The organism is Rubrivirga sp., assembly GCF_049648075.1.
GTDB lineage: Bacteria > Bacteroidota > Rhodothermia > Rhodothermales > Rubricoccaceae > Rubrivirga.
Map to the genome: position 1 here is coordinate 1 of NZ_JBARYR010000585.1, position 4,355 is coordinate 4,355.

Sequence of the window (4,355 nt, forward strand, 5' to 3'; positions counted from 1 at the left end):
GGCCGGTTCAGGGGGGCGCGGCGCCTGCGGCGCGGCGCGCGCTCCTGTTGCTCGACGAGTTCGCCCAACTCGGGCCGATGCCGCCCGTCCGCCGAGCCGTCTCGCTCATTGCGGGCTACGGCATCCAGGTCTGGCCCTTCTTGCAGGACTTGGGCCAGCTCCGTCGCCTCTATCCCAAGGACTGGGAGTCGTTCGTCGCCAACGCCGACGCGGTCCAGGCCTTCGGGACGACGGACCAGTTCACGGCCGAGTACCTCTCGAAGATGGCGGGCACGGCGACCGTCTTCCACCGGTCGCAGTCGTCGGGTCGGAGCCGGGGGAAGCACGCATCGAGATCGCAGAGCGCCGGGGCGACGGAGACCTCGCGCCCGCTCATCACGCCGGACGAGTTGAGGCGGCTTGGGAAGGGCGACCAGGTCCTCCTCGTGCGTGGGGAGGACCCGGTGCTGGCCCGGCGGATCGCGTACTACGAGGACCGGGAGTTCAGCCCAAGGGCTCGGTACATGGGAACGAGCAACTGAGGCTGCATGAGGGTCGCCGAGGAGAGCCAGGCTCGATAACGGCGCCTATTACTGAAACCCGTTGGCAACGTCGGGCAGCGTGTCGATCGGCTGGTCGACGGGCTCGACAGCCCCCACGTCGCCGTAGAGGTTGAACACGTGCCAGTAGTCGGTCGGCTCTGCGGGGCCTGCGAACTCGGCCACGAGCCCCGACGCGTTGTAGACCTGGACCGTCGCGTCGGCGAGCGAGCGGTCCCCGCTGAAGTCGTGGACGACGTAGCCGTAGACCCCGCCCAGCTGGCTGCCGATCGTGACCGTCTCGGGGCCGAGGCCGTCGGTGTCGTCGACGTCGAGGGTAGCGAACGGGAAGATGTCGGCTCCGCCTTTCTCCTGGTAGTTGATGTACCGGGCGGCGCTGGCGCCGTCGCTCGGGATCCGCACGTAGGTGTCGATGTCGCGGTCCGTGTCCCACGTCAGGACGATCCGCAGCGCGCCGCCCGTCACCACGGGGGAGAGCGTCACGTTCTGGGGCGTCGTCCCACCGGCCGCCAGTTCCACCGTAGCCGAGCCGCCGAAGTACCCGTCTGCGCTCCCGGTAAGTGTGCCCTCCCCGGTCGCTGCCAGGTCGCTGATCGTGAACCGGCCGTCGCCGTCAGAGACGGTGCACCGTCCCGTCCCGTCGAGGCAGACCTCTCCGCCCGCGAGTGCCCCCCCCGTGGTCGCGTCGATGAGCTGGCCGGTGACCGTCGCCAGCGCGTCGGGCGCGAGGAGGCCGCCCTCCAGGCCGTCCTGGCTCAGGCCGTTGCCGCTGAAGTCGTCCAGTCGCCCGTCGCCTTCGACCACGCTGCCGCCCTGGGAGCCGAACAGGCCGTCCTCGGCGAAGCCGGTCGTAACGGCCAGCCCGATCGTCGTCAGGCTCAGGGCCGCGAAGGTCAATCCTTTGAAGAGGTTGTAGCGGAAGAGCTCGGGCCGGGTGACCGTTTTCTTCGCGTTGCAGGGGTCGCCGAGCATCTTAGGACGGGTCGAGTGTGGGGGCTGTGGTTCCGCCGCTGGCGGAGGCCGTCGTGCTAGCGGCCTCGCCGGCGGGGACAGCCTGGGCGGGAGAGGGCGCTGGCAACTGCTCGACGAGTTCGACCTCGGGCGCGTGGCAGGTGACGCGCTGCGGTTGCTCGCCCGCGTAGGCGCACAGGCCGGTGAGCGCGCCCCCTCCTTCGAGGTCGACCGAGACGAGGTTGACGTCCTTGCGCGACCCGAGAACCCACATTCCGCTATCCGTCCAGCCCCCGTCGCCGTCTGCGCGGACCTCGGTGTGGTAGGCGTTCCCCGCCCAGCGCACGGCCCGGAAGCCGAGAACGGTGCCGCCGATGTCGTAGCTCCCGAGCAAGGAGAGCCCGTCGTCGTCGGAGCGGCAGACGAGGGACCGCACCGGTTGGTCCTGGCCGATCACCCAGCACGTCGGGGTCTCGTTGTCGTCGGACGTCACGGCGTAGACTCCGCCAACGGCGGTCTGACAGCGGACAGTGAGTTGGGGCTCGTCCTCGTACCGGCACGTGCCGACCAGCGTCTCGCTACCGTCGTCGGACGTGAGGTCGAGCGCGACGACGTGGTGCTCGACGCGTGCGCCGAGGAGCCAGGTCCCGGCGGGGCGCCAGGGGCCGTCCTCGCCACCAGTCTGGGCCTCGACCTCGTACGTGTTGTGGGCCGTCATCGTCGCACGGAAGGCGGTCAGGTCGTCGTCCCCGTATGACCACAACCCTTCGAGCGTGAACCCGCCGTCGTCCGAGGAGCCGCTCAGCGCGGTGAGCCGCTCGCCGGACCGGGTGCCCATCACCCACGAGCCCCCCTCACGCCAGCGCCCGTCGCCGTCGGCCTGGTGCTCGACGCGGTAGAGCTGGCTCCGGAGCGCGCTCGAGCGCGACGAGACGCCAGAGGCTAGGTTATCATGCGCCTCGTCGCCGTCCGCGCCGTTCTCCGTATCCGTCGCCTCGCTGTCCTGGAGCCGCTCCATCCGGCCGCCGCGCTGGACGTAGAGCTCGCCGACGCGGAGGTTCTTGGCGATGGCCATGTTGCGGCCGACCATGTCCTTGAGGAGGCCTTCGAGGTGGAGGTCGATCCGAAGCAGGCGGTTTTCGAGGTCGTCGTCCTCGTCTTGCTCGTCGTCCGACTGGTGGTCTGAGGACGGGGGCTCTGAGCTCTGCGGGTCTGCGGGTGCGAGGTCTGCGCTCATGCGAACCGCTGGCGACGACTCGACCGCGCGCGGCTCCGGGGCGGACAGCTCCCGCTCCTGTGCTTCCTGCTCCAGTTCTTCGATCCGTTTGTTAGCCCGGTCGAGGTCCGACCTCAGCCCGTCCCGCTCGCCCTCGAGCGGGCGCAGGTCGGCCGCCTCCCGCTGCGCCTCGTTAAGTTGGACCTCCTGCTGACGGAGCTGGTCGCGGAGCGTGCCGAGCTGCTCGCGCTCCTTCCCGAGCTCGGTCTCTAGCTCGGGGATTCGCGCGTTCACGCCGTCGAGGGTCGACTGCAGCGAGGCCCGCTCGTCCCCCATCGGGCGCAGGCTGGTGACCTCCTGTTGGAGGTCGTTCAGCTGGACCTCTTGGGCGCGGAACTGGTCCCGGATCGTGCCGAGCTGGGCCCGCTCCTTGTCGAGCTCCGCTTCGAGCTCCGGGATCCGCTTGGCACGAGCCGTCAGATCCTCGGCCTGACGGCGCAGGCCGTCGCGCTCGGACGTCATCTCGGAGAAGGCGTCGCGCAGCTTGCTCTCGCCCTCCGAGCAGACGCGCTTGTTGCGCCAGTAGAAGAGGTCGATCAGCCACTGGATGAGCCAGCCGGCTGTGAGACCGCCGAATGCGCCGACGATTGCTTCCATGGTGCTCTGTGTTCGTTGTCAAACGTGAATCGAAGCGCGGCGCCGGGTCTCCGACCGCCGCGCTCTGGGGTACGTGGCGAGAGGGGGTTACTCCGTCACCTCGTAGTAGCTAGCGAGGATGTCTACGATGTGCTCTAGGTCGTGCTCGTCTGCCAGCTCAGGGAGCCGCTTGTGGACCGCCTTGCGGACCGCTTCCCTGAACGTGACCGGGTCCACTGTGTGGCCCTTCACGTCGGCGTCGAGGCGGCGCACGAGTTCGTAGCTGCTCCCGATGTTGACCCGCTTCAGGGCTTCGGCGTGCGGCTCGGTGCCGGTTGAGACCTTGGGCAGGATGCGGCTGACGAAGGTGACGCGGTGGAAGACCCGCCAGCAGAGCGGCTTCTGCTCGGCCTGGTTCGCCTGGCGGAGCGCGGCCGCGTTGGGGTGCGGGCTCCGCTCCAGCCAAATCGGGTCGACGACCGTCTCGAACAGGTCCTCGAAGTTGTCCCGCTTCGGTTCGAGGTAGAACGTCATGAAGCGGTACGCGTCGACCTTACCCGGCTGGTTGACGGCGTTGCCGTCGCCGTCGTAGACCGCCTCGACCCCGCTGCCGAGGTCGTCGGGGTCGGAATACTTGTACTGCCCCAGATCGTCCGGCACGTCGAGCGACATCGCGAGCTCGAACGACGTCTCCTCCTCCTTGTCCTTCGAGAGCGCCGTGCTCACGCCGCCGCCGACCGTCCCCGTGATGCCGGCGCTGGCGACGGTGGGGCCATCGATCTCGAACGACACGCCGCCAGAGAGCTGGCCCGAGAGCTCGTAGCTCCCGCTGGCGGACTCGCTGCGGACCTCGCTGATCTGCGTCGACTCCTCATAGAACCCGCCATCGGCCGTCCAGACGTAGGTGTTGACGAGGTTGCGGCGCGCAAACCTCTCGGCGAGGCGGTCGTCGTCGGCCGCGAGGTGCGAGACCGCGCTGGCGACCGTCCCGCCGATCCCGCCCGCCAGCGCGC

The 4,355-nt window shown here is 69.3% G+C and carries 3 protein-coding genes and 1 pseudogene; 1 reads left to right on the forward strand and 3 read right to left on the reverse strand.

Features of this window, described 5'->3' with window-relative positions:
• Nucleotides 1-521: type IV secretory system conjugative DNA transfer family protein (locus WBA11_RS16190; RefSeq protein WP_424521690.1), on the forward strand; the 521-nt coding region annotated here is incomplete at its 5' end.
• A gap of 48 nt (nucleotides 522-569) precedes the next feature.
• On the opposite strand, the gene WBA11_RS16195 is transcribed toward WBA11_RS16190, so the two are convergent.
• The 3 genes and pseudogenes from WBA11_RS16195 to WBA11_RS16205 all read right to left on the reverse strand — a co-directional run.
• Complete coding sequence (locus WBA11_RS16195) at nucleotides 570-1,511, reverse strand: carboxypeptidase regulatory-like domain-containing protein (protein WP_424521691.1); 942 nt, start codon at nucleotides 1,509-1,511, stop codon at nucleotides 570-572.
• Nucleotide 1,512: 1 nt separating this feature from the next.
• A complete protein-coding gene (locus WBA11_RS16200; RefSeq protein ID WP_424521692.1) occupies nucleotides 1,513-3,363 on the reverse strand; it encodes a hypothetical protein in 1,851 nt (616 codons plus the stop codon).
• A gap of 87 nt (nucleotides 3,364-3,450) precedes the next feature.
• Nucleotides 3,451-4,355: pseudogene (locus WBA11_RS16205) on the reverse strand (hypothetical protein); the annotation flags it as partial.